General features: G+C 69.2%; 20 protein-coding genes. 5 read left to right on the top strand and 15 right to left on the bottom strand.

From position 1 onward, the window contains the following. Window positions 1–165 precede the first annotated feature (165 nt). Window positions 166–918 (top strand): hypothetical protein, encoded by a 753-nt coding sequence (locus tag AB8810_RS03205; RefSeq protein ID WP_369915541.1) that lies wholly within the window; start codon window positions 166–168, stop codon window positions 916–918. An 87-nt stretch (window positions 919–1,005) separates the two neighbouring features. Here AB8810_RS03205 and AB8810_RS03200 read toward each other — a convergent pair whose 3' ends face one another. The 7 genes from AB8810_RS03200 to AB8810_RS03170 all read right to left on the bottom strand — a co-directional run bounded on the left by AB8810_RS03200 (window position 1,006) and on the right by AB8810_RS03170 (window position 10,058). Next, window positions 1,006–1,899 carry an energy transducer TonB gene (locus AB8810_RS03200; protein ID WP_369915540.1) on the bottom strand — a complete coding sequence of 298 codons (894 nt, stop codon included), beginning with the start codon at window positions 1,897–1,899 and terminating at the stop codon, window positions 1,006–1,008. Window positions 1,900–1,972: 73 nt separating this feature from the next. Then, on the bottom strand, window positions 1,973–3,715 hold the full coding sequence (gene aceK, locus AB8810_RS03195; RefSeq protein ID WP_179567770.1) for a bifunctional isocitrate dehydrogenase kinase/phosphatase: 1,743 nt from the start codon (window positions 3,713–3,715) through the stop codon (window positions 1,973–1,975). A gap of 216 nt (window positions 3,716–3,931) precedes the next feature. Further along, on the bottom strand, window positions 3,932–6,163 hold the full coding sequence (locus AB8810_RS03190; RefSeq protein WP_369915539.1) for an NADP-dependent isocitrate dehydrogenase: 2,232 nt from the start codon (window positions 6,161–6,163) through the stop codon (window positions 3,932–3,934). A 604-nt stretch (window positions 6,164–6,767) separates the two neighbouring features. Continuing rightward, window positions 6,768–7,277 (bottom strand): hypothetical protein, encoded by a 510-nt coding sequence (locus tag AB8810_RS03185; RefSeq protein WP_369915538.1) that lies wholly within the window; start codon window positions 7,275–7,277, stop codon window positions 6,768–6,770. Between the two features lie 51 nt (window positions 7,278–7,328). Continuing rightward, window positions 7,329–7,622 carry a LysM peptidoglycan-binding domain-containing protein gene (locus AB8810_RS03180; RefSeq protein WP_369915537.1) on the bottom strand — a complete coding sequence of 98 codons (294 nt, stop codon included), beginning with the start codon at window positions 7,620–7,622 and terminating at the stop codon, window positions 7,329–7,331. 105 nt (window positions 7,623–7,727) lie between these two features. Beyond that, the gene (queF, locus tag AB8810_RS03175; RefSeq protein WP_206229819.1) at window positions 7,728–8,546 is read right to left on the bottom strand and encodes an NADPH-dependent 7-cyano-7-deazaguanine reductase QueF; all 819 of its coding nucleotides are present in this window, start codon (window positions 8,544–8,546) and stop codon (window positions 7,728–7,730) included. A gap of 201 nt (window positions 8,547–8,747) precedes the next feature. Then, on the bottom strand, window positions 8,748–10,058 hold the full coding sequence (locus AB8810_RS03170; RefSeq protein ID WP_179567780.1) for a M20 family metallopeptidase: 1,311 nt from the start codon (window positions 10,056–10,058) through the stop codon (window positions 8,748–8,750). A gap of 288 nt (window positions 10,059–10,346) precedes the next feature. On the opposite strand from AB8810_RS03170, the gene AB8810_RS03165 reads away from it, so the two are divergent. The 4 genes from AB8810_RS03165 to AB8810_RS03150 all read left to right on the top strand — a co-directional run bounded on the left by AB8810_RS03165 (window position 10,347) and on the right by AB8810_RS03150 (window position 18,733). Then, a complete protein-coding gene (locus tag AB8810_RS03165) occupies window positions 10,347–11,591 on the top strand; it encodes an efflux RND transporter periplasmic adaptor subunit (protein WP_179567782.1) in 1,245 nt (414 codons plus the stop codon). 112 nt (window positions 11,592–11,703) lie between these two features. After that, window positions 11,704–12,147: a hypothetical protein gene (locus AB8810_RS03160; protein ID WP_369915536.1), complete on the top strand. Its 444-nt coding sequence runs from the start codon at window positions 11,704–11,706 to the stop codon at window positions 12,145–12,147. Between the two features lie 63 nt (window positions 12,148–12,210). Next, a complete protein-coding gene (locus tag AB8810_RS03155) occupies window positions 12,211–15,453 on the top strand; it encodes an efflux RND transporter permease subunit (protein ID WP_369915535.1) in 3,243 nt (1,080 codons plus the stop codon). 148 nt (window positions 15,454–15,601) lie between these two features. Further along, on the top strand, window positions 15,602–18,733 hold the full coding sequence (locus tag AB8810_RS03150) for an efflux RND transporter permease subunit (protein ID WP_179567788.1): 3,132 nt from the start codon (window positions 15,602–15,604) through the stop codon (window positions 18,731–18,733). Between the two features lie 322 nt (window positions 18,734–19,055). Here AB8810_RS03150 and AB8810_RS03145 read toward each other — a convergent pair whose 3' ends face one another. From AB8810_RS03145 to AB8810_RS03110, 8 genes are all read right to left on the bottom strand, one after another. Beyond that, window positions 19,056–20,417, bottom strand: coding sequence for a VOC family protein (locus tag AB8810_RS03145; RefSeq protein WP_369915534.1), 1,362 nt, complete (start codon window positions 20,415–20,417; stop codon window positions 19,056–19,058). Between the two features lie 461 nt (window positions 20,418–20,878). Further along, a complete protein-coding gene (locus AB8810_RS03140; RefSeq protein ID WP_369915533.1) occupies window positions 20,879–21,421 on the bottom strand; it encodes a hypothetical protein in 543 nt (180 codons plus the stop codon). A gap of 320 nt (window positions 21,422–21,741) precedes the next feature. After that, window positions 21,742–22,509 (bottom strand): HAD family hydrolase, encoded by a 768-nt coding sequence (locus AB8810_RS03135; RefSeq protein WP_369915532.1) that lies wholly within the window; start codon window positions 22,507–22,509, stop codon window positions 21,742–21,744. A 22-nt stretch (window positions 22,510–22,531) separates the two neighbouring features. After that, the gene (locus AB8810_RS03130; protein WP_369916608.1) at window positions 22,532–22,912 is read right to left on the bottom strand and encodes an EF-hand domain-containing protein; all 381 of its coding nucleotides are present in this window, start codon (window positions 22,910–22,912) and stop codon (window positions 22,532–22,534) included. Window positions 22,913–23,185: 273 nt separating this feature from the next. Further along, the gene (locus AB8810_RS03125) at window positions 23,186–23,548 is read right to left on the bottom strand and encodes an EF-hand domain-containing protein (protein ID WP_179567798.1); all 363 of its coding nucleotides are present in this window, start codon (window positions 23,546–23,548) and stop codon (window positions 23,186–23,188) included. Between the two features lie 225 nt (window positions 23,549–23,773). Continuing rightward, entirely contained in the window at window positions 23,774–24,163 is a 390-nt protein-coding gene (locus AB8810_RS03120; protein ID WP_179567800.1) for a hypothetical protein, read from the bottom strand. Between the two features lie 179 nt (window positions 24,164–24,342). After that, window positions 24,343–24,540, bottom strand: coding sequence for a CPXCG motif-containing cysteine-rich protein (locus AB8810_RS03115; RefSeq protein ID WP_369915531.1), 198 nt, complete (start codon window positions 24,538–24,540; stop codon window positions 24,343–24,345). A gap of 31 nt (window positions 24,541–24,571) precedes the next feature. Next, window positions 24,572–25,351, bottom strand: coding sequence for a M15 family metallopeptidase (locus AB8810_RS03110; RefSeq protein WP_369915530.1), 780 nt, complete (start codon window positions 25,349–25,351; stop codon window positions 24,572–24,574). Between the last annotated feature and the right edge of the window lie 22 nt (window positions 25,352–25,373).

Genomic DNA, 25,373 nt, shown 5'->3' with positions numbered 1-25,373 from the left:
TCCAGCGCCGGCGCGACCTGGACGCCCCGCTTCGGCGGGGCGTCTGCGTTTGTGCGGGGCCATCTGCGCGAGCCGCGGCCGCGGCGCTCCGGCATCGCGCGATCCGACCGGTTTTCGACATGCCGCTGGCGATGCTGGCCCGGTCCCGATCCGGCGTGCCGCCCCATGCAGTCCACTGTCGCCAAAGTCGCACCGGTCACCCTGGCGTTCTGGGCGATGAAGATCTGCGCCACCACGCTCGGCGAGACCGCTGGCGACCTGCTGTCGATGACGTGGGAGATCGGCTATGCGCTCAGCAGCGCCGTGCTGCTCGGCGTGTTCGCGCTGTCGCTGTGGGCGCAGTTGCGCGCGCGCCGTTTCCGCCCGTGGCTGTACTGGTGGGTGATCCTGACCACCAGCACCGCCGGCACCACCGTGTCGGACTACATGGATCGCAGCCTGGGGCTGGGCTATGCGCAGGGCGCGCTGCTCCTGAGCGTCGGCCTGGCATTGACCCTCGGCGCGTGGTGGCTGAGCGAACGCAGCCTGTCGGTCGAGCGGATCGATGGCGGCCGCGCGGAAGTCTTCTATTGGGTGGCGATCCTGTTCTCCAACACCCTCGGCACCGCGCTGGGCGATTACCTCGCCGACGACTCGGGGCTGGGCTTCCTCGGCGGCGCATCGCTGATCGGGGCGACGCTGGCTGCGATCGCGCTGGCCGGCGCGTTCACCCGCATCGACCGCGTGGCGCTGTTCTGGGCCGCCTTCGTGCTGACCCGACCGTTCGGCGCTACGCTCGGCGATCTGCTGACCAAGCCGACGGCGCAGGGCGGACTGGATCTGGGCACTGTCGGCGCGTCGCTGGTGCTGGCTGGGATCCTGGTCGCGGTGCTGTATGCCAGCACTCGCCATCGCGCGATCGCTGCGACCACCAGGTAGCTCTCGGCGCTGCAGGAAAACGCCCCGCGACGCGGGGCATGTTCCATCGAAACCGGACACCGGCGCCGGGAGCGCCGCCCGGCGCGTTCAGCCGCCCTGCTGCAGCGGCGTCAGCAGGCGCGGGCCGTTGTTGTCGACCATGTACACGCCGCCGGCCGACAGCGTGTCGGGCGAGAAACCCGACGCGTCCTTGCCGGTGTCCCAGGGCGCCCGCGCGCGCGGACCGGGGACATAGCTGATCCAATGCCCGTAGCTGCTGTCCATGCCTTCGTTGGGCTGGTCGCGCAGCGAATAGTTGACCGGAACGCGCACCGCCCAGTACGGCTTCGACACGTCCTCGCCTTCGGTCGGCGGGCGGAACGTCCACTTGCGCGCCGCCGCCAGTGCGCTCTGGGCGAAGATCTCGCGCAGCTTCTTCATCTCGCTCTCCGAGCCGACGATGCGCAGATTGACCTGCTCGACCGCGGCATCGGCGACGCTGCCGTCGCGCGCCACCTTGAGCACCAGGTACGCCGAGCCCGACGCGCCCACCCGGTACGCCGCTTCCGGATAGGACGGCGGCGCCATCTTCAGCGACGTCACCGCGCGCGGATCCTTGGGATCGTAGGTGGCGAAGCTGGCATGGCGGATCTCCACCTGATAGCTGTCGCCCTGCTGGCGCTTGGCCACGATGCGCAGCGTCATCGGCGCGCGCGCCGGCACCGGCTTGCCGTCGCGCAGCGCCGGCTCGAATTTCCACTGTTTCACCGAATCGCGCACGAAGCGGATCACGCCCTCGGGCAACCTGTCTTCCCGATCGATCGCCAGCGCCGAGACCGCGCCGTCGGGCTCGATGTCGATCTTGCCGGTCACCAGCAGGCTGTTTTCGACCTGCTTGCGCACCGCGCCCGGCCCGGCGCCGGCGGCGAACGCGGTGGCGGCGAACAACGCCAACAGCAGGCCGCCCCAACGCCACATCGAGATTCCTGACTTGCGGTGCATCGCGCTGTCCTTTGCATGGATGAGGCGCCGATTACAACGCAGCCGGCTGACACAGACAAGTCAGGCCGGCAGGTCAGGCCAGGCGCAGCGATTCCGGATACGGCGGCGCGTCCGGATAGTCGTCCTCGCGCAGCCGCGCCTGCAGCTCGCGCCACCATTGCGGGTCGAACAGTTCGCCGTGCGCGCGCTTGACCGCCTCCAGCGACGCGGCGGGCAACCCCATGAACAGCGCGAAGCGCTCCGGGAACACGTCGCGCGCGGCGACGTGGAACCAGGGTTCGGCGGACATGGCTTCCTCGTCGTTGCGCGGCTGCGGCCAGTCGCGGAAGGTGCAATCGGTGACCAGGCACAGTTCGTCGTAGTCGTAGAACACGGCGCGCCCTTGCCGCGACACGCCGAAGTTCTTCAGCAGCATGTCGCCGGGGAAGATGTTGTTGCGCGCCATGTCCTTGATCGCCTGCGCATAGTCCAGCGCCGCCTCGCGCGCCGCCTCGGCGGTCTGCTCGCGCAGGTACAGGTTCAGCGGGCGCAGCCGCCGCTGCACGTAGCACAGCTCGAAGATCAGATCGTCGCCATCCTCGCGCAGGCTGCGCGCGCAACCTTGCAGCAGTTCGGCGAGCAGCGCCGGCGCGAAGCGCGCGCGCGGGAAGCGCAGCGAACGGTAGGGCTGCGCGTCGAGCAGGCGGCCGACGCGGTCCAGGTTGAACACCAGCGCGTACTTGTCCTCGACCTGCTCGCGGCTCATCGTCTTCGGGTAGGCGAAGCGGTCGCGGATCAGCTTGAACACCAGCGGGTAGCTGGGCAGGGTGAACACCGCCATGACCATGCCCGGCGTGCCGTCGGCGTGCACCAGTTGCTCGTTGGGCTGGGCCTGGAAGTGGCGGAAGAAGGTGCGGAAGCGCTCGGTCTTGCCCTGCTTGGCGCGGCCGAGCATGGTGTACAGCTCGTCGATCGGCTTGTGCGGCAGCAGGCTGCGCAGGAACACCACCGCGTCGCCGACGGTGGCCAGGTCGGCCTGGAAATAGCTGCGCGAGATGCCGAACAGCTGCGCCACGTCGTTGCGCCTGGTCAGCACCGCCTCGGCACGCAGGCCGTCGGCGTCGTTGACCAGCGCGATCACGCACGGCGAGAAGCGGTGTTCGCCGAACACGCGGCCGACCAGGTAGGCGCGGCGCTCGCGGTAGAACACCGTCTCCAGCAGCTCGATGCCGCGCACCGGTTGCTCGCCCCAGTGCGCCAGGTCGTCCTGCAGGCGCACCGCGATGGCCGCGGCACAGCGGGTGCGGTGCGCGTACGGCACGTCGAACGGGTAGTCGCCGAGCACGCGCACGAACGCATCCACCGGTCGCGTCTCGGAGACCACGTAGTTGTGCCGCGCCACCGGATGGGTGATCGCGTCGGTGGGCTCGATGTCCAACGCCACGAACTCGATCCGCGCATCCACGCCCTGGGTACGGAAGAAGCGCCGGGTCAGGGTGTTGTAGAAAGTCTTGTACAGCTCCTGGTCGATCAGCCCGTGCAGTTGCGCGGCGAAGCTGTCGCGCACCTGCGCCCACAGCGTGCGGTCGTGGGTCTGGCCGAGCAGCAGCGTGCGCAGGCGCAGCATGCATTCGTCGATGCACTGGTCGTACAGCGCGATGCGCTCGACCGCGTCGTTGCGCGCGGCGTTCCAGTCGCGGCTCTCGAAGCGGCGGCGGGCGCGGCGGCTGATCTGCGCGAAGCGCGCGTGGTAGTCCTCGAAGGCGTCGCGGATGCTGCGCGCCACGGCGTCGGCGCGGGGTTCGGCGGGCATTGGCGGCGCGGGCGTGTCGGTCATGGCCGCAGTCTACCCGCGTGCGCGGCGGCGCACGCGCGTGCGACAGACGTGCGACAGACGAGAACCATCGCGCGCGTGCGCTGTTGCGCCGCACGATGGCCGCGCTGTCGCCATTGCGCTGAGGCGACGACGCAGTCGGGCGGCACGCGCACAAAAAACCCGGCCGACGCATGCGCGCCGGCCGGGTTCGGTTGGCGGTCTCGCTGTAGCGGACTACTACGCCGTCAGCGTCGCCAGCGCGGCGTTGAACGTCGCGCTCGGCCGCATCGCTTCGCTGACCAGGGCCAGGTTCGGGCGGTAGTAGCCCTGGATGTCGACCGGCTTGCCCTGCACGCCGTTGAGTTCGGCGACGATGGCGGCCTCGTGCTCGGCCAACTGCTTGGCCAGCGGTGCGAAGCGCGCCTTCAGCGCCGCGTCCTCGTCCTGCGCGGCCAGCGCCTGCGCCCAGTACAGGGCCAGGTAGAAATGGCTGCCGCGGTTGTCGAGTTCGCCGACCTTGCGCGAGGGCGACTTGTCGTTGTCCAGGAACTGGCCGTTGGCCTGGTCCAGGGTCCGCGCCAGCACGCCGATGCTCGCGCTGCCTTCGCGCTGGCCCAGATGCTCCAGCGACGCGGCCAGGGCCAGGAACTCGCCCAGCGAATCCCAGCGCAGGTAGTTCTCTTCGACGAACTGCTGCACGTGCTTGGGCGCCGAACCGCCGGCACCGGTCTCGAACAGGCCGCCACCGGCCATCAGCGGCACGATCGACAGCATCTTGGCGCTGGTGCCCAGCTCCATGATCGGGAACAGGTCGGTGAGGTAGTCGCGCAGCACGTTGCCGGTGACCGAGATGGTGTCCTCGCCCTTGCGGATGCGCTGCAGCGAGAACGCGGTCGCTTCCACCGGCGACAGGATGCGGATGTCCAGGCCCTTGGTGTCGTGGTCCTGCAGATAGCGCTCCACCTTCTGGATCATCAGCGCATCGTGCGCGCGCTGCGGATCCAGCCAGAACACGGCCGGGGTCTCGCTCAGCCGTGCGCGGCTGACCGCCAGCTTGACCCAATCCTGGATCGGCGCGTCCTTGACCTGGCACATGCGCCAGATGTCGCCGGCTTCGACCGCATGCTCGAGCAGCAGCTTGCCGCCGGCATCGCTGACCCGCACCACGCCGTCGGCGGCGATCTGGAAGGTCTTGTCGTGCGAACCGTACTCCTCGGCCTTCTGCGCCATCAGGCCGACATTGGGCACGCTGCCCATCGTCGCCGGATCGAACGCGCCATGCCGCTTGCAGTCCTCGATCACCGCCTGGTACACGCCGGCGTAGCAGCGGTCCGGGATAAGCGCCTTGGTGTCCTGCAGCTTGCCCTCGGCGTTCCACATCTTGCCGGAGTCGCGGATCATCGCCGGCATCGACGCATCGACGATCACGTCGCTGGGCACGTGCAGGTTGGTGATGCCCTTGTCGGAATTGACCATCGCCAGCGCCGGGCGCTGCGCGTACACCGCCTGCAGATCGGCTTCGATCTGCGCGCGCTGCGCGTCCGGCAGGGTGGCGATGCGCGCATACAGATCGCCGATGCCGTTGTTCGGATCGAAGCCGACCTGCTTCAGCGCCTCGGCATGCTTGTCCAGCACGTCCTGGTAGAACGCGCCGACCACCACGCCGAACATGATCGGGTCGGAGACCTTCATCATCGTCGCCTTCAGGTGCAGCGAGAACAGCACGTCCTGCTGCTTGGCATCGGCGATCTGCGCCTGCACGAAGCTGGCCAGCGCGCGCTTGCTCATCACTGCCGCGTCGATGATCTCGCCGGCCTGCACGGCGGTCTTTTCCTTCAGCACGGTCACCGCGCCGTCCTTGCCGACCAGTTCGATTTTGACGCTGCCGGCCTGCTCGATCAGCACCGAGCGCTCGCTGCCGTAGAAATCGCCGGCGTCCATGTGCGCCACGTGCGACTTGGAGTCGGCGCTCCACGCGCCCATGCGGTGCGGATGCTTGCGCGCGTAGTTCTTCACCGACAGCGGCGCGCGGCGATCGGAGTTGCCCTCGCGCAGCACCGGATTGACCGCACTGCCCTTGACCCGGTCGTAGCGCGCCTTGGCCTCTTTCTGCTTGTCGTCCTGCGGCTCGTCCAGATAGTCCGGCAGCGCGTAGCCCTGCTGCTGCAGTTCCTTGATCGCGGCCTTGAGCTGCGGCACCGAGGCGCTGATGTTGGGCAGCTTGATGATGTTGGCTTCCGGCGTGGTCGCCAGCTGGCCCAGCTCGGCCAGGTCGTCGGCGATGCGCTGATCCTCGCGCAGGTATTCGGGGAACTGCGAGATCAAACGGCCGGCCAGCGAGATGTCGCGGGTTTCCACGGCGATGCCGGCGGTGCCGGCGAAGGCGGCGACGATCGGCAACAGCGACTGCGTCGCCAGGTACGGGGCTTCGTCGGTGAGCGTGTACAGGATCTTGGGCGTATTCGACATGAGTGACGTAGGCTCTCTTGCGATTCGGGAAGGACACGTTGCCGCGAACAAGACTGCGGGTGGCACGGCGCGGACGGCGTGCGGAGTGCAGCGCTTGCGACGCAGGAAACCCTGCGACGGCGATGGCATGACGGCCGCCGATTGTCGCGTTTTCTGCGGGCCGGAGAAAGCGCTTGCATGGAACGGTGGAGATCGCCGCCGCCGCACCGGCGCATGCGCTTGCGCTGCGTGCGGCGTGGCGCTGCGGCGATGGCTTGCGTTGGCTCGCAGGACAAATTCCGTCATCGCTTGCGGCGCAAGGCGGCGCGGCTTCCCTGCGCATGCGTATGGAACACGCTGCAGCGCATGCCGATGCCATCGGTGGCGCAGCGACGCGGGCACGCCGTGCGCCGGCGCATGGTCGCAGCCGGCGCATGCGGTGCGGCTTGCGCGGTGCCACGCGCGATGCAGGCATCGGCAATAGGCCCTTGCGTGTCCCGGCACGCACGTTCGCCCATAAAAAAGGGCGCAGTCTCGCGACTGCGCCCAGCGTGCCGCGCCGGCCGGGAGAGAGTCGGCTGGCGCGATCCGTGACTGCGGTGTCCCTAGCGGGACGCGATGCGCATCACTTGACTTCGAATTCCTGCGCCGTCCCGGCCGGCTGGCCGTTCACGGTGACCTCGGCCTTGTACTTGCCGGCCGGCCAACCCTTGGCGTTGGTGAACGAGACATTGGTGGTTTCCGCACCGGCCGTGGTCAGCGTCGCGCTCTGCTCGCCGGCGGTCTGGCCGTCCTGGAACAGCAGCTTGGCGCCGATCACGGTGTTGGTGGAGGACCCCTCGGTCTTCACCGAGACGATGATGGTGTCCTTGCTGCTCAGCGTGGTCAGCGGCGCCACCGTCTTGTCGGCGCCGGCGGTGTTGCCAACGGTCACCGACGCGACCGTGACCGCGCCGGCGTTGGCCGCGGCGGGCGCCGTCTCTGCCGGACCCGGCATCGCCTCGGTCGGGGCCGACGAGGTCGGATCCGGCGTGGCGGTCTGGCTCTGCTCCTGCTTCTTGCAACCGGCCAGGGCCAGCGTGCCGACCAGCGCCAGCAGCAGCGGAGAGGTGAATGTCTTCGAATGGATCTTCATGAGGTGGTGCTCCTTGGATGGAATGATGGATCGCGCGCGTGGTTCGGCGCGTCAGGCGCGGGCAGGCAGCTTCAAGGTCTGCCCGGGATAGATCTTGTCCGGATCGTCGAGCACGTCGCGGTTGGCTTCGAAGATGCGGGTCCAGGCGTTGCCGTCGCCGTAGTGCAGCTTGGCGATCTTGGACAACGAATCGCCCGACTTGACCACGTAGACCTGCTGCACCTGTTCGGCGGTGGTGTCCACCTGCGCCTGCACTGCGGAGAAATCCGCCTTCGACGTGACGTCGGCGGTGGTGTCCACCTTGGCGGTGACTGCCGAAAAATCGGCGCGCTTGTCGCTGTTCATCGCATGTGGCTCCGTGCGTGGATGGGATGCCGCCACGGTTGCACAGGATTTGTTAAAAGCGGATCGCGCAGCCGTGAACGGCGTTGGCCCGATTCAGCCCCCGCGCTACTGGCGCGGGTCGCGGTGGAAGGCGATCGGCTCGGCCACGTCGGGGGTGGCGCGCCAGGGATTGATGTCCAGGCCGCCGCGGCGCGTGTAGCGCGCCTCGACCTGCAGCGACTGCGGGCGGCAACGCGTCAGCAGGTCGTGGAAGATCTGCTCGACGCACTGTTCGTGGAAGCCGGCATGCTCGCGGAAGCTGATCAGGTAGCGCAACAGGCCTTCGCGGTCGATGCGGCCGCCGCGATAGCGCACGCACAGCGTGGCCCAGTCCGGCTGGCCGGTGACCGGGCAGTTGGACTTGAGCAGTTCGCTGCTCAGCGTCTCCTCGACGATGTCGTCGGCCGCGGCGAGCAGGAACTGCGGACGTGGCGGGCCGTAGCAGTCGATGGCGATGTCCAGCACATCCAGCGACTCGCCGTCGCCCAGCGGATCCACCGGCGGCAGGCCGAACTCCATGGTCACGTCGGCGCCGGCGCGCGCCGACAGGTCGGTGACGATGCAGGCGCGCACCGCTTCGGCGCTGTTGAAGCGCATCGCGTTGAGCGAGTTGAGGTAGAGCTTGAGCGACTTGGATTCGATCAGCTGCGGCGAGGTGCACGGCACCTGCAAGGTGGCGGTGGCCACGCAGGGCTTGCCCTGCGCGTCCAGCCAGCCCAGTTCGTAGGCATGCCAGCGGTCGAGGCCGAAGAACGGCAGCGGCGCGGCGTCCAGGCCGATCTCGGCGCGGCCCCCGGCGCGGGGGATCGGGAACAGCAGCGCGGGGTCGTACTGCGAGGGATACGCGACCTCGCGGCCGAGACTGGAATCCTGGGGGGTGTTCATGCCGGCCAGTCTAGCGTTGGCGGTCTGGCTGGAAGGTGTATGGGAGGCCGGGATTGGGGAGTCGGGAGTCGGGATTGGTAAAAGCGCACCGCGCGAGCTGCGGCTTGGCCAATCCATCCGGATCCAGAAAGTGCCAGGGTGTGCGGCGCTATCTCCGCCCCGGGCAACCGCTTCTACGAATCCCCAATCCCGACTCCCCAATCACCGCTTCATCCCCAGATAGTCCAGCGAGACCTGCAGCAGCGCGCGCAGGCCTACGTCCAGCGCCGATTCGTCGAGCAGGAACTGCGGCGAGTGGTTGCTCGGCGCGGTCGCCGGGTCGATGCCGGGGCCGGTGGCGCCGACGAAGAAGAACATCGACGGCACCTGCTGGGCGTAGAACGAGAAGTCCTCCGCGCCCATCTGCAACGGCGGCTCGTAGACGTTGTCGGCACCGACCACCGCCTGCAGGCTGGGCAGCATCTTCGCAGTCAGCGCCGGGTCGTTGACCGTGGCCGGGTTGCCGTCCTGGTCGGGCACGTGCGCCTCGGCCTTGGCGCCGTGCGCGGCGGCGGTGTGCTCGGCGACGGTCTTCAGGTCGGCGAAGATCTGCTGGCGCATGCCTTCGTCGAAGGTGCGGATGGTGCCGACCATCTCCACGTCGTCGGGAATGATGTTGTAGCGGATGCCGCCCTTGATCGCGCCGAAGCTGAGCACCGCCGGCTGCCTGGAAATGTTGGCGCGGCGGCTGACCACGGTCTGCGCCGCACCGATCAGGTCGGCGCTGGCCACGATCGGGTCGATCCCGTTCCACGGCGCCGAGCCGTGGGTCTGGCGGCCGATCACCTTGATGCTGAAGCGGTCCGAGGCGGCCATCAGCGGGCCGCCGCGCACCGCGATCTTGCCCGCCTGCACGCTGGAGAACACGTGCAGGCCGAACATCGCGTCGGGCTTGAAGTCGCGGAACAGGCCTTCCTTCAGCATCAGCGAGGCGCCGCCCTCCTCGTTGCCCGGCGCGCCCTCCTCGGAAGGCTGGAACACCAGCATCACCTCGCCCGGCAGCTGCGCGCGCATCGCCACCAGCGCTTCGGCCACGCCCAGCAGGATGCTGGTGTGGGCGTCGTGGCCACAGGCGTGCATGACCCCGACGGTTTCGCCGCGGTACTCGCCGGTGGCCTTGGACGCGAACGCCAGGCCGGTCTGCTCGGTCACCGGCAGCGCGTCCATGTCCGCGCGCAGGGCGATCTTCGGCCCCGGCAGCGCGCCCTTGATGATCGCCACCACGCCGTGGTGGGCGATCCCGGTCTGCGGCTTCAGGCCCAGCGCGCGCAGCCGCTCGGCGACCTTGGCCGCGGTGCGCTCCTCGCGGTTGGACAGCTCCGGGTGCTGGTGGAAATCGCGCCGCCAGTCGACCACCTTGGCCTGCAGCTTGGCCGCGGCGGCCGCCACTTCCGGGCGTTCGGCGGACTGGGCGCAGGCCAGCGCGGGGACGGCGAGCAGCAGGGCGGACAGCAGGCGGGACAGGCGCGGCATGGGCAATCTCCGATCGGTTCTTTGCAGGGCGTTCAGTCAATGTATTGCATTCGCGGCGCGCCGGCACCGGCCGGCGCGCCGCCACGGCGAAAAAACCCTTAGGAATCCGTGTCAACCGATCCACCGCCGGTGCGTTGCCGCTATCAGCGCCCATGGCCGCAGGCGCACCTCCCCCCTCCCTTAAGTCATGGTCCAATCGCAACGCGCCGGCGATATGCTTCACCGCTTGTCGCACCAGCCATTGCGGGAGGGTCCCCTACCCCGCCTCGCCACAGGAGTTCCCCCCGGATGTCGCGTTTCTGGAAGATTGCGCTGCTGATCGTCGCAGCGGTGGTCGTGGTGCTGGTGGGCGCGCACTTCCTGCGCAGCGGTCACGGCCATGGCCGCGGCGGCGCGGAGGCGGGCGGCGATGGCGACGACAGCACGCCGATCCCGGTGACGGTGGTCGCCGCCAGCAGCCAGGCGGTGCCGATCTACGCCACCTCCACCGGCACGGTGACCGCGCTGGCCACGGTCACGGTCAATCCGCAGGTCGGCGGGCAGCTGATGAGCCTGAACTTCCGTGAAGGCCAGGAAGTGAAGAAGGGCGACGTGCTGGCGCAGATCGACCCGCGCTCGCTGCAGGCCAGCTACGACGAGGCGGCGGCGAGCAAGCGCCAGAACCAGGCGTTGCTGGCCACCGCCCGCTCCACCTTCCAGCGCTCCGATTCGCCGGCCTACCGCCAGTACGTGGCCAAGACCGACCTGGACACGCAGCGCAACCAGGTGGCGCAGTACGAGGCCGCGGTGGCCGCCAACGACGCATCGATGCGCGCGGCGCAGGTGCAACTGCAGTACACCCGCATCCTCGCCCCGATCGACGGCATCACCGGCCTGCGCGGCGTGGACGTGGGCAACATCGTCAGCACCAGCAGCAGCATCGTCACCATCACCCAGATCCATCCGATCTACGTGGTCTTCAACCTGGCCGAGCGCGAGCTGCAGGGGCTGCGCGAGGCGCAGGCGGCCGGCCCGCTGACGGTGGCGGCGCTGGACCGCACCGATGCGCACGTGATCGCCGGCGACGGCAAGGTCGACGTGGTCGACAACCAGATCAGCAGCGACACCGGCACCTTCAAGGTGCGCGCAGTGTTCCCCAACCCCGGCAACGCGCTGTGGCCGGGCCAGTTCGTCAACGTGCGGCTGACCCTGCGCACGCTGGACAGCGGCGTGGTGGTGCCGACCCAGGCGGTGCAGCGCGGCCCCGACGGCGACTACGTGTACGTGGTGCAGGGCGACAACACGGTCAAGATGCAGACGGTCAAGCAGGGCGCGGAAGTCGGCGACAGCCAGGTGCAGCTGGCGCAGGGCCTGAAGGCCGGCGAACGGGTGGTGACCGAAGGCCAGTTCCGGCTCAAGCCGGGCAGCAAGGTCGCCCCGCTGAAGCCGGGCGAGGCGCCGCCGCAGCCGAGCGAGGCCGAGCTGAAGGCCGCCGAGAGCAAGCAGCAGCGCAAGGACGGCGGCGGCGGCCGTCGCGGCGGCGGACCGCGCTGAGCAGGCCGGCATCGGCACGCGCGGCATGCGGTTCACACCCGCGGTGGCGGCGCGTCTGGATGACGGGCGGAGCACTCGCTCCTCGCCCGTCACCCTCAAGAGGAATCCCATCATGACCAATGTCGTCATCGCCTCCCAAGACCCGCTTGCGCAGAGTCTGCAGACGTTTCTGATCAACCAGCAGGGCTTCGTCGCCGGTCCGCCGCTCGACGCGCTGCAGAACGGCAACCAGCTGTGGATCGTCGCCCACGACAACGAACTGGGCGACGGCAGCGCGTTCCTGCAGGCGCTGCTGCAGCACACCGACTTTCCGATGGACGTCGCGTTCGAGGTGGTGCTGATCGTGTGCAGCGCCGGCAGCCTGAACTTCGGCAGCAATCTGCTGACGCCCGCCGAGCGGATCGCCAACGTGTTGAGCCGCACCGTCATCGCCTCGACCACCGACGTCTACGGGCAATGGGGGCCGCACGGATACGCGTTCCAGGGCAACTTCGTCACGGTCGCCCCGAACAGCGATCTGACCAACCTGTTCGACCAGATGTCACTCGACGACTGACGCAACGGCTTTCCCCGGCCCCGGTCCGTCCGGGTCCGGGACCTCACCAGCAAGGATATTCCTGTGGGCTTTTCGACGATCTTCATCCGCCGCCCGATCGCCACCACCTTGCTGATGGCAGGCGTGCTGTTGCTCGGCATCCTCGGCTACCGGCAGCTGCCGGTGTCGGCGCTGCCGGAGATCGACTCGCCGAGCCTGGTGGTGACCACCCAGTACCCCGGTGCCAACGCCAGCACCATGGCCTCGCTGGTGACCACGCCGCTGGAGCGGCAGCTGGGGCAGATCTCCGGGCTGCAGATGATGACCTCCGATTCGTCGGCGGGCCTGTCCACGATCATCCTGCAGTTCACGATGGACCGCGACATCGACATCGCCGCGCAGGACGTGCAGGCGGCGATCCGCCAGTCCACCCTGCCCTCGTCGCTGCCCTACCAGCCGGTCTACAACCGGGTGAACCCGGCCGACGCGGCGATCATCACCCTCAAGCTCAGCTCCGAGACACTGCCGCTGCGCGACGTCAACAACTACGCCGACTCGATCCTGGCGCAGCGCCTGTCGCAGGTGCCCGGCGTGGGCCTGGTGTCGATCGCCGGCAACGTGCGCCCGGCCGTGCGCATCCAGGTCAATCCGGCGCAGCTGTCGAACATGGGCCTGACCATGGAGGCGCTGCGCAGCGCGCTGACCGAGACCAACGTCAACGCGCCGAAGGGCTCGCTCAACGGCAAGACCCAGTCCTACAGCATCGGCACCAACGACCAGCTGTCCAGCGCCGCCGACTACCGCGACACCGTCATCAGCTACAAGAACGGCGCGCCGGTGCGGCTGTCGGACGTGGCGCAGGTGGTGGACGGGGTGGAGAACGACCAGCTCGCGGCCTGGGCCGACGGCAAGCCGGCGGTGCTGCTGGAGATCCGCCGCCAGCCCGGCGCCAACATCGTGCAGACGGTGGAACAGATCCGCACGATCCTGCCGCAACTGCAGGCGGTGCTGCCCAGCGGCGTGCACCTGGACGTGTTCTCCGACCGCACCGAGACCATCCGCGCCTCGGTGCACGAGGTCAAGTTCACCCTGATCCTGACCATCGGCCTGGTGGTCGCGGTGATCTTCGTGTTCCTGCGCCGCCTGTGGGCCACGATCATCCCGTCGGTGGCGGTGCCGCTGTCGCTGGCCGGCACCTTCGCGGTGATGGCCTTCGCCGGCATGTCGCTGGACAATCTGTCGCTGATGGCGCTGGTGGTGGCCACCGGCTTCGTGGTCGACGATGCGATCGTGATGATCGAGAACATCGTGCGCTACATCGAACAGGGCAAGAGCGGACCGGAGGCGGCGGAGATCGGCGCCAAGCAGATCGGTTTCACCGTGCTGTCGCTGACCGTGTCGCTGGTGGCGGTGTTCCTGCCGCTGCTGCTGATGCCGGGCGTCACCGGGCGCCTGTTCCACGAGTTCGCCTGGGTGCTGTCGATCGCGGTGACGATCTCGATGCTGGTGTCGCTGACGCTGACCCCGATGATGTGCGCCTACCTGCTCAAGCCCGACGCGCTGCCCGAAGGCGAGGACGCGCACGAACGGGCGGCCGCGGCCGGCAAGACCACCGTGTGGACGCGCACCGTGGCGCTGTACGAGCGCTCGCTGGACTGGGTGCTCGGGCACCAGCCGCTGACCCTGGCGATCGCGCTGGCGACGATGGTGCTGACCGTGGTGCTGTACGTGGTGATCCCCAAGGGCCTGCTGCCCGAGCAGGACACCGGGCTGATCACCGGCGTGGTCCAGGCCGACCAGAACGTGGCGTTCCCGCAGATGCAGCAGCGCACCCAGGCGGTGGCCGAGGCGCTGCGCCGGGATCCGGCGGTGACCGGCGTGGCCGCGTTCATCGGCGCTGGCTCGATGAATCCCACCCTCAACCAGGGCCAGCTGAGCATCGTGCTGAAGACCCGCGGCGACCGCGACAGCCTGGAGGAGGTGCTGCCGCGGCTGCAGAAGGCGGTGGCCGGCCTGCCCGGCGTGGCGCTGTATCTGAAGCCGGTGCAGGACGTGACCCTGGACACGCGCGTGGCGGCCACCGAATACCAGTACTCGCTGTCGGACGTGGACAGCGCCGAACTGGCGACCCAGGCCGCGCGCCTGACCGAGGCGCTGCGCAAGCGCCCGGAACTGGCCGACGTGGACAACAACCTGGCCAACCAGGGCCGCGCGCTGGAGCTGACCGTCGACCGCGACAAGGCCAGCGCGCTGGGCGTGCCGATGCAGACCATCGACGACACCCTGTACGACGCCTTCGGCCAGCGCCAGATCTCCACCATCTTCACCCAGCTCAACCAGTACCGCGTGGTGCTGGAAGTGGCGCCGCAGTTCCGCAACAGCACCGCGCTGCTGCACCAGCTGGCGGTGTCCAGCAACGGCAGCGGCGCGCTGACCGCCAGCAACGCCACCAACTTCGGACAGACCACCTCCAGCAACTCGTCCACCGCCACCGGCATCGGCAACCAGAACACCGGCATCTCGGTCGGCAGCGGCGGCACCGTGCCGCTGGCCGCGGTGGCCGAGGCCAGGATCGCGACCACGCCGCTGGTGGTCAGCCACCAGCAGCAGCTGCCGGCGATCACCGTCTCGTTCAACCTGGCGCCGGGCTACTCGCTGTCGCAGGCGGTGGCGGCGATCGAGGAGACCAACGAGCAACTGCAGCTGCCGCCGCAGCTGCATGCCGAATTCATCGGCAAGGCCGCCGAATACACCGGCAGCCAGACCGACATCGTGTGGCTGCTGCTGGCCTCGGTGGTGCTGATCTACATCGTGCTCGGCGTGCTCTACGAGAGCTACATCCATCCGCTGACGATCATCTCCACGCTGCCGCCGGCCGGCGTCGGCGCGCTGCTGGCGCTGATGCTGTGCGGGCTGAGCCTGTCGGTGGACGGCATCGTCGGCATCGTGCTGCTGATCGGCATCGTCAAGAAGAACGCGATCATGATGATCGACTTCGCGATCGACGCGCGCCGCGAGGGCGCCAACGCGCACGATGCGATCCGCCGCGCCTGCCTGCTGCGCTTCCGCCCGATCATGATGACCACCGCCGCGGCGATGCTCGGCGCGCTGCCGCTGGCGCTGGGCGACGGCATCGGCTCGGAGCTGCGGCGCCCGCTGGGCATCGCCATCGTCGGCGGCCTGCTGCTGTCGCAGCTGGTCACCCTGTACACCACGCCGGTGATCTACCTGTACATGGAACGCGCCTCCGAGCGGGTGCGCGCCTACCGCGAACGCCGCGCCGCGCGGCGCGAGGCAGCAGTGGCGGCGGCGGGGCGGACGGTATGAGTTGCCGGGAATGGGGAATCGGGAATCGGGAATGGCGGGGCGCATGCCGCTTACGGTTTCCGGGAACGCACCATGGCGTGCGCGAACAAGAAGCGCATGAGCGCCGCGCTTTCCGATTCCCCATTCCCGAGTCCCGAGTCCCGGCAAAATGAACATCTCCGGCCCCTTCATCCGCCGCCCGATCGGCACCACGCTGTTGGCCATCGGCCTGTTCGTGATCGGCATGATGTGCTACCTGCGCCTGGGCGTGGCGGCGCTGCCGAACATCTCTATTCCGGTGATCTTCGTGCAGGCCAGCCAGGCCGGCGCCGATGCCTCGACGATGGCGTCCACGGTCACCGCGCCGCTGGAACGGCACCTGGGCCAGATCCCCGGCATCGACACCATGCGTTCCTCCAGTTCGGAGGGGAACAGCCAGGTGTTCATGATGTTCCAGAGCGACCGCAACATCGATTCGGCCGCGCAGGACGTGCAGACCGCGATCAATTCCGCGCAGGCGGACCTGCCCTCGGGCCTGTCCACGCCGCGCTACCAGAAGGCCAATCCCAACGACGATCCGGTCATCGCCATCGCGCTGACCTCCGACACTCAATCGGCCGACGAGCTGTACAACGTCGCCGACTCGCTGCTGGCGCAGCGCCTGCGCCAGATCAGCGGCGTGGCCTCGGTCGACATCGGCGGCGCCTCGACCCCGGCGGTGCGGGTGGACGTGAACCTGCGCGCGCTCAACGCGATGGGGTTGACCCCGGACGACCTGCGCAACGCGGTGCGCGCGGCCAACGTGACCTCGCCCACCGGCTTCCTCAGCGACGGCAGCTCCACCACCGCGATCGTGGCCAACGATTCGGTGGCCAAGGCCGCCGACTTCGCCCAGCTGGTGATCTCGCAGCAGGACGGCCGCACCGTGCGCCTGCGCGACATCGCCAACGTCTACGACGGCCAGCAGGACGCCTACCAGGCGGCCTGGTTCGGCGGCAAGCCGGCGGTGGTGATGTACGTGTTCACCCGCGCCGGCGCCAACATCGTGGAGACGGTGGACCGGGTCAAGGCGCAGATCCCGATGCTGCGCGGCTACCTGCAGCCGGGCACCAAGATGTCCGCCTACTTCGACCGCACGCCGACCATCCGCGCCTCGTTGAACGAGGTCCAGGCCACGCTGCTGATCAGCCTGGCGATGGTGGTGCTGACCATGGCGCTGTTCCTGCGCCGGCTGGCGCCGACGCTGATCGCCGCGGCCACGGTGCCGCTGTCGCTGGCCGGCGCGGCGCTGGCGATGTACGTCATGGGCTTCACCCTGAACAACCTGAGCCTGCTGGCGCTGGTGATCGCGATCGGCTTCGTCGTGGACGATGCGATCGTGGTGATCGAGAACATCATGCGCCACCTCGACGAAGGCATGTCGCGGCTGGATGCGGCGCTGGCCGGCGCGCGCGAGATCGGCTTCACCATCGTCTCGATCACCGCCTCGCTGGTGGCGGTGTTCATCCCGATCCTGTTCGCCAGCGGCATGATCGGCACGTTCTTCCGCGAGTTCACCGTGACCCTGGTCGCGGCGATCTGCGTCTCGGCGGTGGTCTCGCTGACCCTGACCCCGGCGCTGTGCAGCCGCTTCCTGTCCGCGCATGCCGAACCGGAACGGCCGAGCCGCTTCGGCGCCTGGCTGGAGCGCGTGCATGCCGGCATGCTGCGCGTGTACACCGTGGCGCTGGATTTCTCGCTGCGCCATGCGCTGCTGCTGGCGCTGACCCCGCTGCTGCTGATCGCCGCCACCGTGTTCCTGGCCGGCGCGGTGAAGAAGGGCTCGTTCCCGGCCCAGGACACCGGCCTGATCTGGGGCCGCGCCAGCTCCAGCGCCACCGTGTCCTTCGCCGACATGGTCAAGCGCCAGCGCCGCATCACCGACATGCTGATGTCCGATCCGGCGGTGAAGATCGTCGGCGCGCGCCTGGGCAGCAGCCGCCAGGGTTCCAGCGCCAGCTTCAACATCGAGCTCAAGCGCCACGACGAGGGCCGCACCGAGACCACCGCGCAGGTGCTGTCGCGGCTCAGCGCCAAGGCCGACCGCTACCCGGACCTGCAGCTGCGCCTGCGCGCGATCCAGGACCTGCCCAGCGACGGCGGCGGCGGCACCAGCCAGGGCGCGCAATACCGCGTCTCGCTGCAGGGCAACGACAACGCCCAGTTGCAGGAATGGCTGCCCAAGCTGCAGGCCGCGCTGAAACAGAATCCGAAGCTGCGCGACGTCGGCACCGACGTGGACACCGCCGGCCTGCGCCAGAACATCGTCATCGACCGCGCCCAGGCCGCGCGCCTGGGCGTGTCGATCGGCGCGATCGACGGCGCGCTGTACGGCGCGTTCGGCCAGCGCCAGATCTCCACGATCTATTCGGATCTCAACCAGTACAGCGTGGTGGTCAACGCGCTGCCCGAGCAGACCGCCACGCCGGCGGCGCTGGACCGGATCTACGTGCCCACGCGCAGCGGCGCGATGGTGCCGCTCACCGCGGTGGCGCACCAGGTGCCGGGCCTGGCGCCGCCGCAGATCACCCATCAGAACCAGTACACGACGATGGATCTGAGCTACAACCTGGCGCCCGGGGTGAGCACCGGCGAAGGCGACGCGATCATCGCCGCCACCGTTGCCGGCCTGCGCATGCCCGGCGACATCCGCATCGCCGACGGCGGCGGCTTCGGCGTGGCGCTGCAGCCGAACTCGATGCTGATCCTGGTGCTGGCGGCGATCGTGGTGGTCTACATCGTGCTGGGCATGCTGTACGAGAGCCTGGTGCACCCGGTGACGATCCTGTCCACGCTGCCGGCCGCGGGCATGGGCGCGCTGCTGGCGCTGTGGGTCACCAACACCGAGCTGTCGGTGATCTCGATGATCGCGCTGGTGCTGCTGATCGGCATCGTCAAGAAGAACGCGATCATGATGATCGACTTCGCGCTGGTGGCCGAGCGCCAGCACGGCAAGTCGCCGCTGGAGGCGGTGCGCGAAGCCTGCGTGGTGCGCTTCCGCCCGATCATGATGACCACGATGGTGGCGATCCTGGCGGCGGTGCCGCTGGCGGTGGGCCTGGGCGAAGGCTCGGAGCTGCGCCGCCCGCTGGGCATCGCGATGATCGGCGGCCTGCTGATCTCGCAGAGCCTGACCCTGCTCAGCACCCCGGCGCTGTATGTGATCTTCTCGTGCCTGCGCGAGCGTTGGCGCGCGCGGCGGGCACGCAAGCGCGAGCGGCGCCTGGCGCGCACCGCACCGCAAGCGGCTGCATTGCGCTAGCCGAGGTCGCCCCTCTCGCGCGGCGCCTGGTGCCATGGCAGTTCCCTTCTCCCTTCGGGAGAAGGTGCCCCGCAGGGGGATGAGGGGACGGGGCAGCCTCGTGCGCCCAAACTCCGCGAGACGCTTCGCGCCGGACCCTCACCCCAACCCCTCTCCCGAGGGGAGAGGGGCTAGCGGCTGTTCCTTCTCCCACCGGGAGAAGGTGCCCCGAAGGGGCGGATGAGGGTACGGGCGCAGCCTCGTGCGCCCAAACACCGCGAGACGCTTCGCGCCGGACCCTCACCCCAACCCCTCTCCCGTGGGGAGAGGGGCTTTCGGCCTCTCAGCCCTGCAGCGCTTCCAGCGAGGCGCGCTCGATGCCGGCGTAGATCGCGAATTCGTCGTGCACCGCCGCGCCCAACGCCTGTTCAAATGCGGCACGGTTGGCGTGCGCGGCATAGGCGCGCTGTTCGCCGCCACCCAGGTTGGACTGGAAGATGCCCGCGGCGCTGACCGGCAGGAAGTCCTCGTAGACGATCGGATCGGCGCTGGCCAGGCCGTCAGCGATCAGCGACTCGGCGGGCCGGCCGGCCAGGCCCGCGGCACCAGCGGCGCGGCCGGCCTCGGTCAGCGCATAGCGGAAATAGCCCAGGCCGTCGCGGCGCAGCGTGGCGTAATCGTCGGGGAACTCGGCGAACGCGGCCTGCAGGCGTGTGGCGTAGTCGCCGCCGGCGCTGCCGTCGGCGGCGCGCGCGCGCTCCAGCAAGGCGTCGTACAGCGCGCGGCCCTTCGGGGTCAGGGCCACACCGCGCTGCTCGATCTCGCCGAAACGCGCGGTGTGGGTGCCGGCCTCGGCGGCGCCGTCGCCGGCCGGAAAACGCACCGTCTCCTCCAGCGCCTTGAAGCTGGTCTGGCGCAGCAGGATCGGGCAGCGCCGCCGCGGCGGGCCTTCGATCACCGCCTTGGCATCGATGCCCCGGCGCAGCATTTCCGCCTGCGCGGCGTCGATGTCCAGCGTGCGCGGGGTCAGGTGGTTGATGTGCGGGCCGTGGAAACTGACCACGTCGGCGATCAGCTTGTGCGCATCGCTCAACGCGCGATAGGTCGGCAGCGTCACGGTGGCGTCGCTGTGCCAGCGGAAGGTCTCCAGCGCCTCGGCGACGAAGCACTGCGCGTCGGCCTCGCCCAGGCCGCCGTCGCGCTCGCAGCGTTCGATCAGCTGCAGCGCGCCATCGGTGAAGATGCGACGCTGCGCGAGGATCTGCGCGGCCTGCGCGCGCAGCGCCGGATCTTCGATCAGTTCCAGCCGCAGCAGCGAGGTGAACACGCGGAACGGATTGCGCGCCAGCGCCGCCGCGTCGAGCGGGCGGAACGCGGTGGAATGCACCGGCACCCCGGCCACCGACAGGTCGTAATAGCCGACCGGATGCATGCCCATCACCGCGAACAAGCGCCGCAGCGTGGCCAGTTCCTCGGCGCTGCCGACGCGGATCGCGCCATGCCGTTCCTGGTCCAGCCGCGCGCGCTCGTCATTGCGCTGCAGCTGCGCGTCCAGCGCCGGATCGGCGGCCAGGGTCGCCGCGTTGACCTGCGCCACCAGCTCCATCAGCGCGCCGTACAGCGGCACCTCGGTGCGGTACATGTCGGACATGGCCTGCGCGAACAGGCTGCGGATGGCATCGGGCGAAACGAAAGCAGTGGTCATCGGACGGTCCGGAGCGGCGGTAGCGCCGGGCACCAGGTCCGGCAGAACGCCTATTCTCGCGCCGCGGCGGCGGCGCGGCCAGTCGTCCGCGTGGATCGCCGCCATGACGCGTGCAGTGGACACGGAAGGTCCCGGCTGGGCGGCTTGACCGGGAATCGAGCCGGAAGCGGTCGGCAGCAAGATCGGCGCGCTTGCCGCCAGGTGCCACGCGGTGAGGGCTTGCAAGTTGGCCGCAAGCCTCTTGTGGGAGCGACTTCAGTCGCGACGCGCCAGCAAGCGGCGCCTGGCGGTTTCCAGGGGCAACCGACCCAGGCTTGGTAAGCGAGGCGAGATCGGCGCGGCGCGACTGAAGTCGCTCCCAAAGGGGTTTCGCTGGATTGGCTTGGTATTGCGGGCATTTGAGCAGAGCCTCCGCATCGGCCACGCGCCGCCGACCGCTTCCTGTAAGGCGTCGGCGGCGCCTACTGCGCCGCCGCTTGATCGCGCTGCGCGCGGTCGCCGAGCTGCCGGCGCAACAGCGCATCCAGCTGGATCGGCCGGTCCCAGTGGTCGTAGCTGGTGACGATGGCATGGCGCAGCGCGCGGTAGGTCAGCGAACCCGGTTCGACCTGCAACGCGTTCGCCACGTCCGCCCAGCTGGCGTCCGGGCCGGCGCTGGCCCGCGCACGCACCACCTCGCGGTACGGCAGCCCCGCCGCCTTGGCCAGGAAGCCGGCGAAGTAGATGTCGCGCGGCGGCCAGCGGCGCTCGCGCAGCAGCGCCTCGGCATAGCCGCGCGGCAACTGCGCGTAGCGCGCTACCTCATCCAGGAAACTGTCCGGATAGCGCGCGGCATAGCGGTCGATGTCCAGCAGTTGGCGGTCGACCCAGGCATCGCCGCTGCCGGGCTCGGCCGCATCCGCCACTGCGGCGCTCGGCGCCGCCGCCTCCTGGGCCACTGCGGCGCTCGCCATGCATAGCGCCAGCGGCAGGATCAGACAGACGGAGCGCAGGCGGGACGGCATGCGTCGATTCTGCCGGATGCCGGCATCGCTGTCAGGGTGGCGCGGTCGGTACGGTCGTCAAGCAAGGCCCGCGAGGCGCCGCATCCGCCTGGCATGGCATGGCAAATACGCTCGGCTTACCGCCCCGCACAAGCGCGCTTCCGATAAGGAAGCACCGGCACCGATGGCACGCGGCCACTCCGCTCGGCCGCTCCCGCGGCGCACCGGCCAACGCGAGGCGCGCGCTCACGTGCTGCCGCTACCAGCGCCTGCTTTCGTACTCGCTGCACGCACTGGCAGCGTGGCGATCGAGGCCTCGGGGACAGGCGCCGCGAGCGCTCTCAAGCCGGCGGCAAGCCACCTTGCGCCGCCGCATGCCGGTTCAGGTCGGCCACCGCCTGCGGCCACTCGGCCGCCGTGGCCACCTCGCGCAGACGCGGTTCGTCGGCGGCCACGCCATGCTCGGCCTCGTGCGCCCAGGTGGTGGCATAGGGCGTATGGATGCCCCAGCCGCCGAGCGCGATCACCGGTTCCACGTCCGAGCGCAGCGAGTTGCCGATCATCGCGAAGCGCTCGGCACCGACGCCGAATTCGGCCAGCACCTTGGCGTAGGTCTTGGGGTCCTTTTCCGACACGATCTCGATGCGCGGGAACAGCGTGCCGAGTCCGGATTGCGCGATCTTCGCTTCCTGGTGGAACAGATCGCCCTTGGTGATCAGCACCACCTCGAAATCGGCGGCGATCGCCGCCACCGCCTCGCGCACGCCGGCGATCACCTCCACCGGATGCTGCAGCGTGGCGCGGCCGATCTCGACGATGCGCTGCAGATCGCGCGCGGAAATGCGCGCCTCGGTCAGCTCGATCGCCGCCTCGATCATCGACAGGGTCATGCCCTTGGCGCCGTAGCCGAACACCTTCAGGTTGCGCCGCTCCACCGTCAGCAGATGCTGCTGGGTGGCGACGTCGCGCAGGTCCAGGTAGTGGCCGAGAATGGCTTCGAACGCGGCTTCGGCGTCGCGGTAGTAGTCCTCGCTTTTCCACAGCGTGTCGTCGCCGTCGAAGCCGACCAGGGCGATGGCGGAGGAGCGCAGAGCGGTAGGAATAGGCATCGCGCAAGCATAGCAGCGCCGCCTATTGCGACGCAGGATCGCCGGGGCCGGGCTGGTAGTGCGCGTACTCCTCGCGCGACAACGCCCCGTCGGCATCGGCGTCGAACGTGTCGAAGGTTTCGCGCAGGACCGGGTCGGCGGCGGCCTCGGGACGGCCGATGCGGCCATCGCGATCCAGGTCCAGGGCGGCGAAACTGCGGGCGCCTGCGGCGGCGCCGACATCGCTGGCCGGCGCTGCCGGCACCGGCAGGGTCGACGCCGGCGGCGCAGGCAGCGGCGGCAGTGCGGCCGGCGCCGGGGTGGGCGCAGGTGTCGGCACAGGGATGGGCAGGACGGGTGCGGCAGGATCCTGCTGCGGCGCGGCCGTGCCGGCTGCGGCAACAGCCGCCAACGACGACGCCATGCACAGGCGCAGCGAATAGCGTGAAGAACTCATGGGCAGCCCCATCCAACGGCGAATGGACACCCTACTCCTTGCGGCGCTGCTGATGTCCGCATCGATGCCCGGCCGTGCCGATTCTTCGGTAGCAGCGCAAAAGCGGAAGGGCGGCACAAGCCGCCCTTCCTCCTATGCATCTGTCACGTTCGATTGGGCTGTTACGTCGTCTCCGCGCCGCGGTCGGCACGCGCCCTCGTCTCTGCGCGTACCGGCCGCGGCGCCTTGCCGCCGTCGGCGTTACTGACCGTTGCTGCCGGCGGCGGCGCCGCCCTGCTGCTGTTTGGCGACGTACGCCTTGTATTCGTCCGGGGTCAACTTGCCGTTGTGATCGGCATCGGCCTGCGCAAAGATCTGGCTGAGGCCTGCATTGACCTGCGCTTCCTGCTTGCTGATGGCGCCGTCGCTATCCGTATCGACATCGGCCCAAGTCTGGCCGCCGCCCGAAGCGCCGGATTGTGCGGGCTGCCCGGTCGCGCTGGTCGGCGACTGCGCCTGGGTGGCGGCATCGCTCTGCGCATCCTGGGCGAAGGCCGGCAGGGCCAGTGCGGCGGCGAGAATGGCGGCGGTCCCGATCAGCGGCGTGCGGTTGCGAATGTTCATGGGTGGTCTCCTGTGCTCTCTCGGTTGTGGCATGCCCGGTTGAATCCGGTGCATGGCCACACCGTGCCGGTGCCAGGCTGAATCCATTCCCTTGCGAAAAAACGCAGGCAACGCTTCGTTAACCACAGCGTGGAAAACACGCGTTACCGGCTTGGTTAGCAAGCGGTGAGCGTGCGGTAAGCCATTCGTTCGAGGTGTTTGTAAACCAGAAAAAAACCGTGTGTTTCACACGATTTCGCGGTCGCGCTCGCCGGATTTTTCGCTTGAACGCGAACTGAACGCGACCCAGGCCGCGGCGACACCGGCAAGCGCACCGGAGACTTCCAGCACCACCCGCGAGCCCAACTCGTTCGGATCGTGGATGCTGGCCAGCGCCAGCCGCGCATACAACGGCGACTCCAGGCGCACGATGCCGGTGTAGAACAGGTTCCAGCAATCGATCCCGGCCGACACCGCGACCGCGATCAGGCACGACCAGCCCAGCGCATGGCCTTCGGACCATTGCAGCCAGCGGCACAGGCGGTGCCACAACGCGTACACGAGGAACCCGACCGCGAATGCGATCAGCCCGGCTTCGAGCGAGCCCAGCAGGCCGAAGTGCAGCGGGAGGTTCATTGCGGTGCTTCCTGGTTGTCGGGGAGAGCGCCAGTCTAGGTGGTGTGGCGGCCGGTGTGCGGTCCTCACCGCGCATACGGGCATCGTCGCAAAGGGCGATGTCGGCGGCGTCTGCCGTGACTATTGCCCGAGGCCGCCGGGAGCCGCGCTCACGCTGGCAATCGACCGACAGGCACGCATCAGCCATCGTTCTCGGCAGTGGCGCTCACCACCGGCGCGCCGTCCTCATCCCAGCGCACCGTCACCAGCATCGGCCGGCAACACACCTGGCAATCCTCCACGTATTGCTGCGCCTCGACCGACGGGTCCAGCGCCAGGTCGATCCATTCGCCGCAATACGGGCACTGCAGGTCGATGAAGCTTTGCATGCCGGACATGAGTTTGGCCTATGAAGCGATACGGGACGCCCTAGCGTACCGGCACGTCGTAGGCGGTGCCGGGGCTGGGTTCGGGCTGCAAGGTGTAATGCCACCATTCCAGCGGGTAGTTGGTGAAGCCCTGCGCCGCCATCGCGCGCAGCAGGCGCTGGCGGTTCGCGCGCTGGGCCGCATCGATTCCTGCCGCGTCGGTGTGCGCCAACGGGTCGAAGAAGTCGAAGCCGGTGCCCATGTCCAGCGGCGCGCAATGGCCGCTGCGGCAGTCGAGCAGGCCAAGGTCCACCGTCGCGCCGCGGCTGTGGCCGGAGCTCTCGGCGATGTAGTCGCCGAGCAGCACGCGCTTGTCCAGGTGCGGGTAGTAGCGCGCCTTGGCGACCTGGTCGCCGAGGTCGCCCGCCCAGGCCACGAAGGCGCGCACCGAACGCTGCGGCCGGTAGCAGTCGAACACCTGCAGGCCGTAGCCCTCGGCGCGCAACGCGCGCTGCACGCGCGCCAGCGCCTGCGCGGCCGGGGCCAGCAGATAGCACTTCGGCGCGTCGTAGCCGGGCACCGGGCGGCCGGTGAAGTTGTCGTGGCCGGCGTAGCGGATGTCCATCGCGATGTCCGGCACGACGTCGTGCACGTCCACCAACCCGGCTTGCGCGGGCGTGGTCGCCGGCGATACGGCCGGCGTGGCCGCCGCGCTCAGCGCGTTGCCCGGGCCGGCAAGCGCACATGCGGCGAACAGCACGAGCGCGACCCGGCGCGCGCGCAATGCCTGGCGCAGCTGATGCGGCACGGGATGCAGCACAACGGAGCAGAAATACGGCATGGGCTCAGCATAGGCCATCACG

The sequence above is a fragment of the Xanthomonas sp. NCPPB 3005 genome, from assembly GCF_041228095.2.
In the GTDB taxonomy this organism is placed as follows: Bacteria; Pseudomonadota; Gammaproteobacteria; order Xanthomonadales; family Xanthomonadaceae; genus Xanthomonas_A; species Xanthomonas_A bonasiae.
This window is presented reverse-complemented; position numbering and strand designations above follow the sequence as displayed.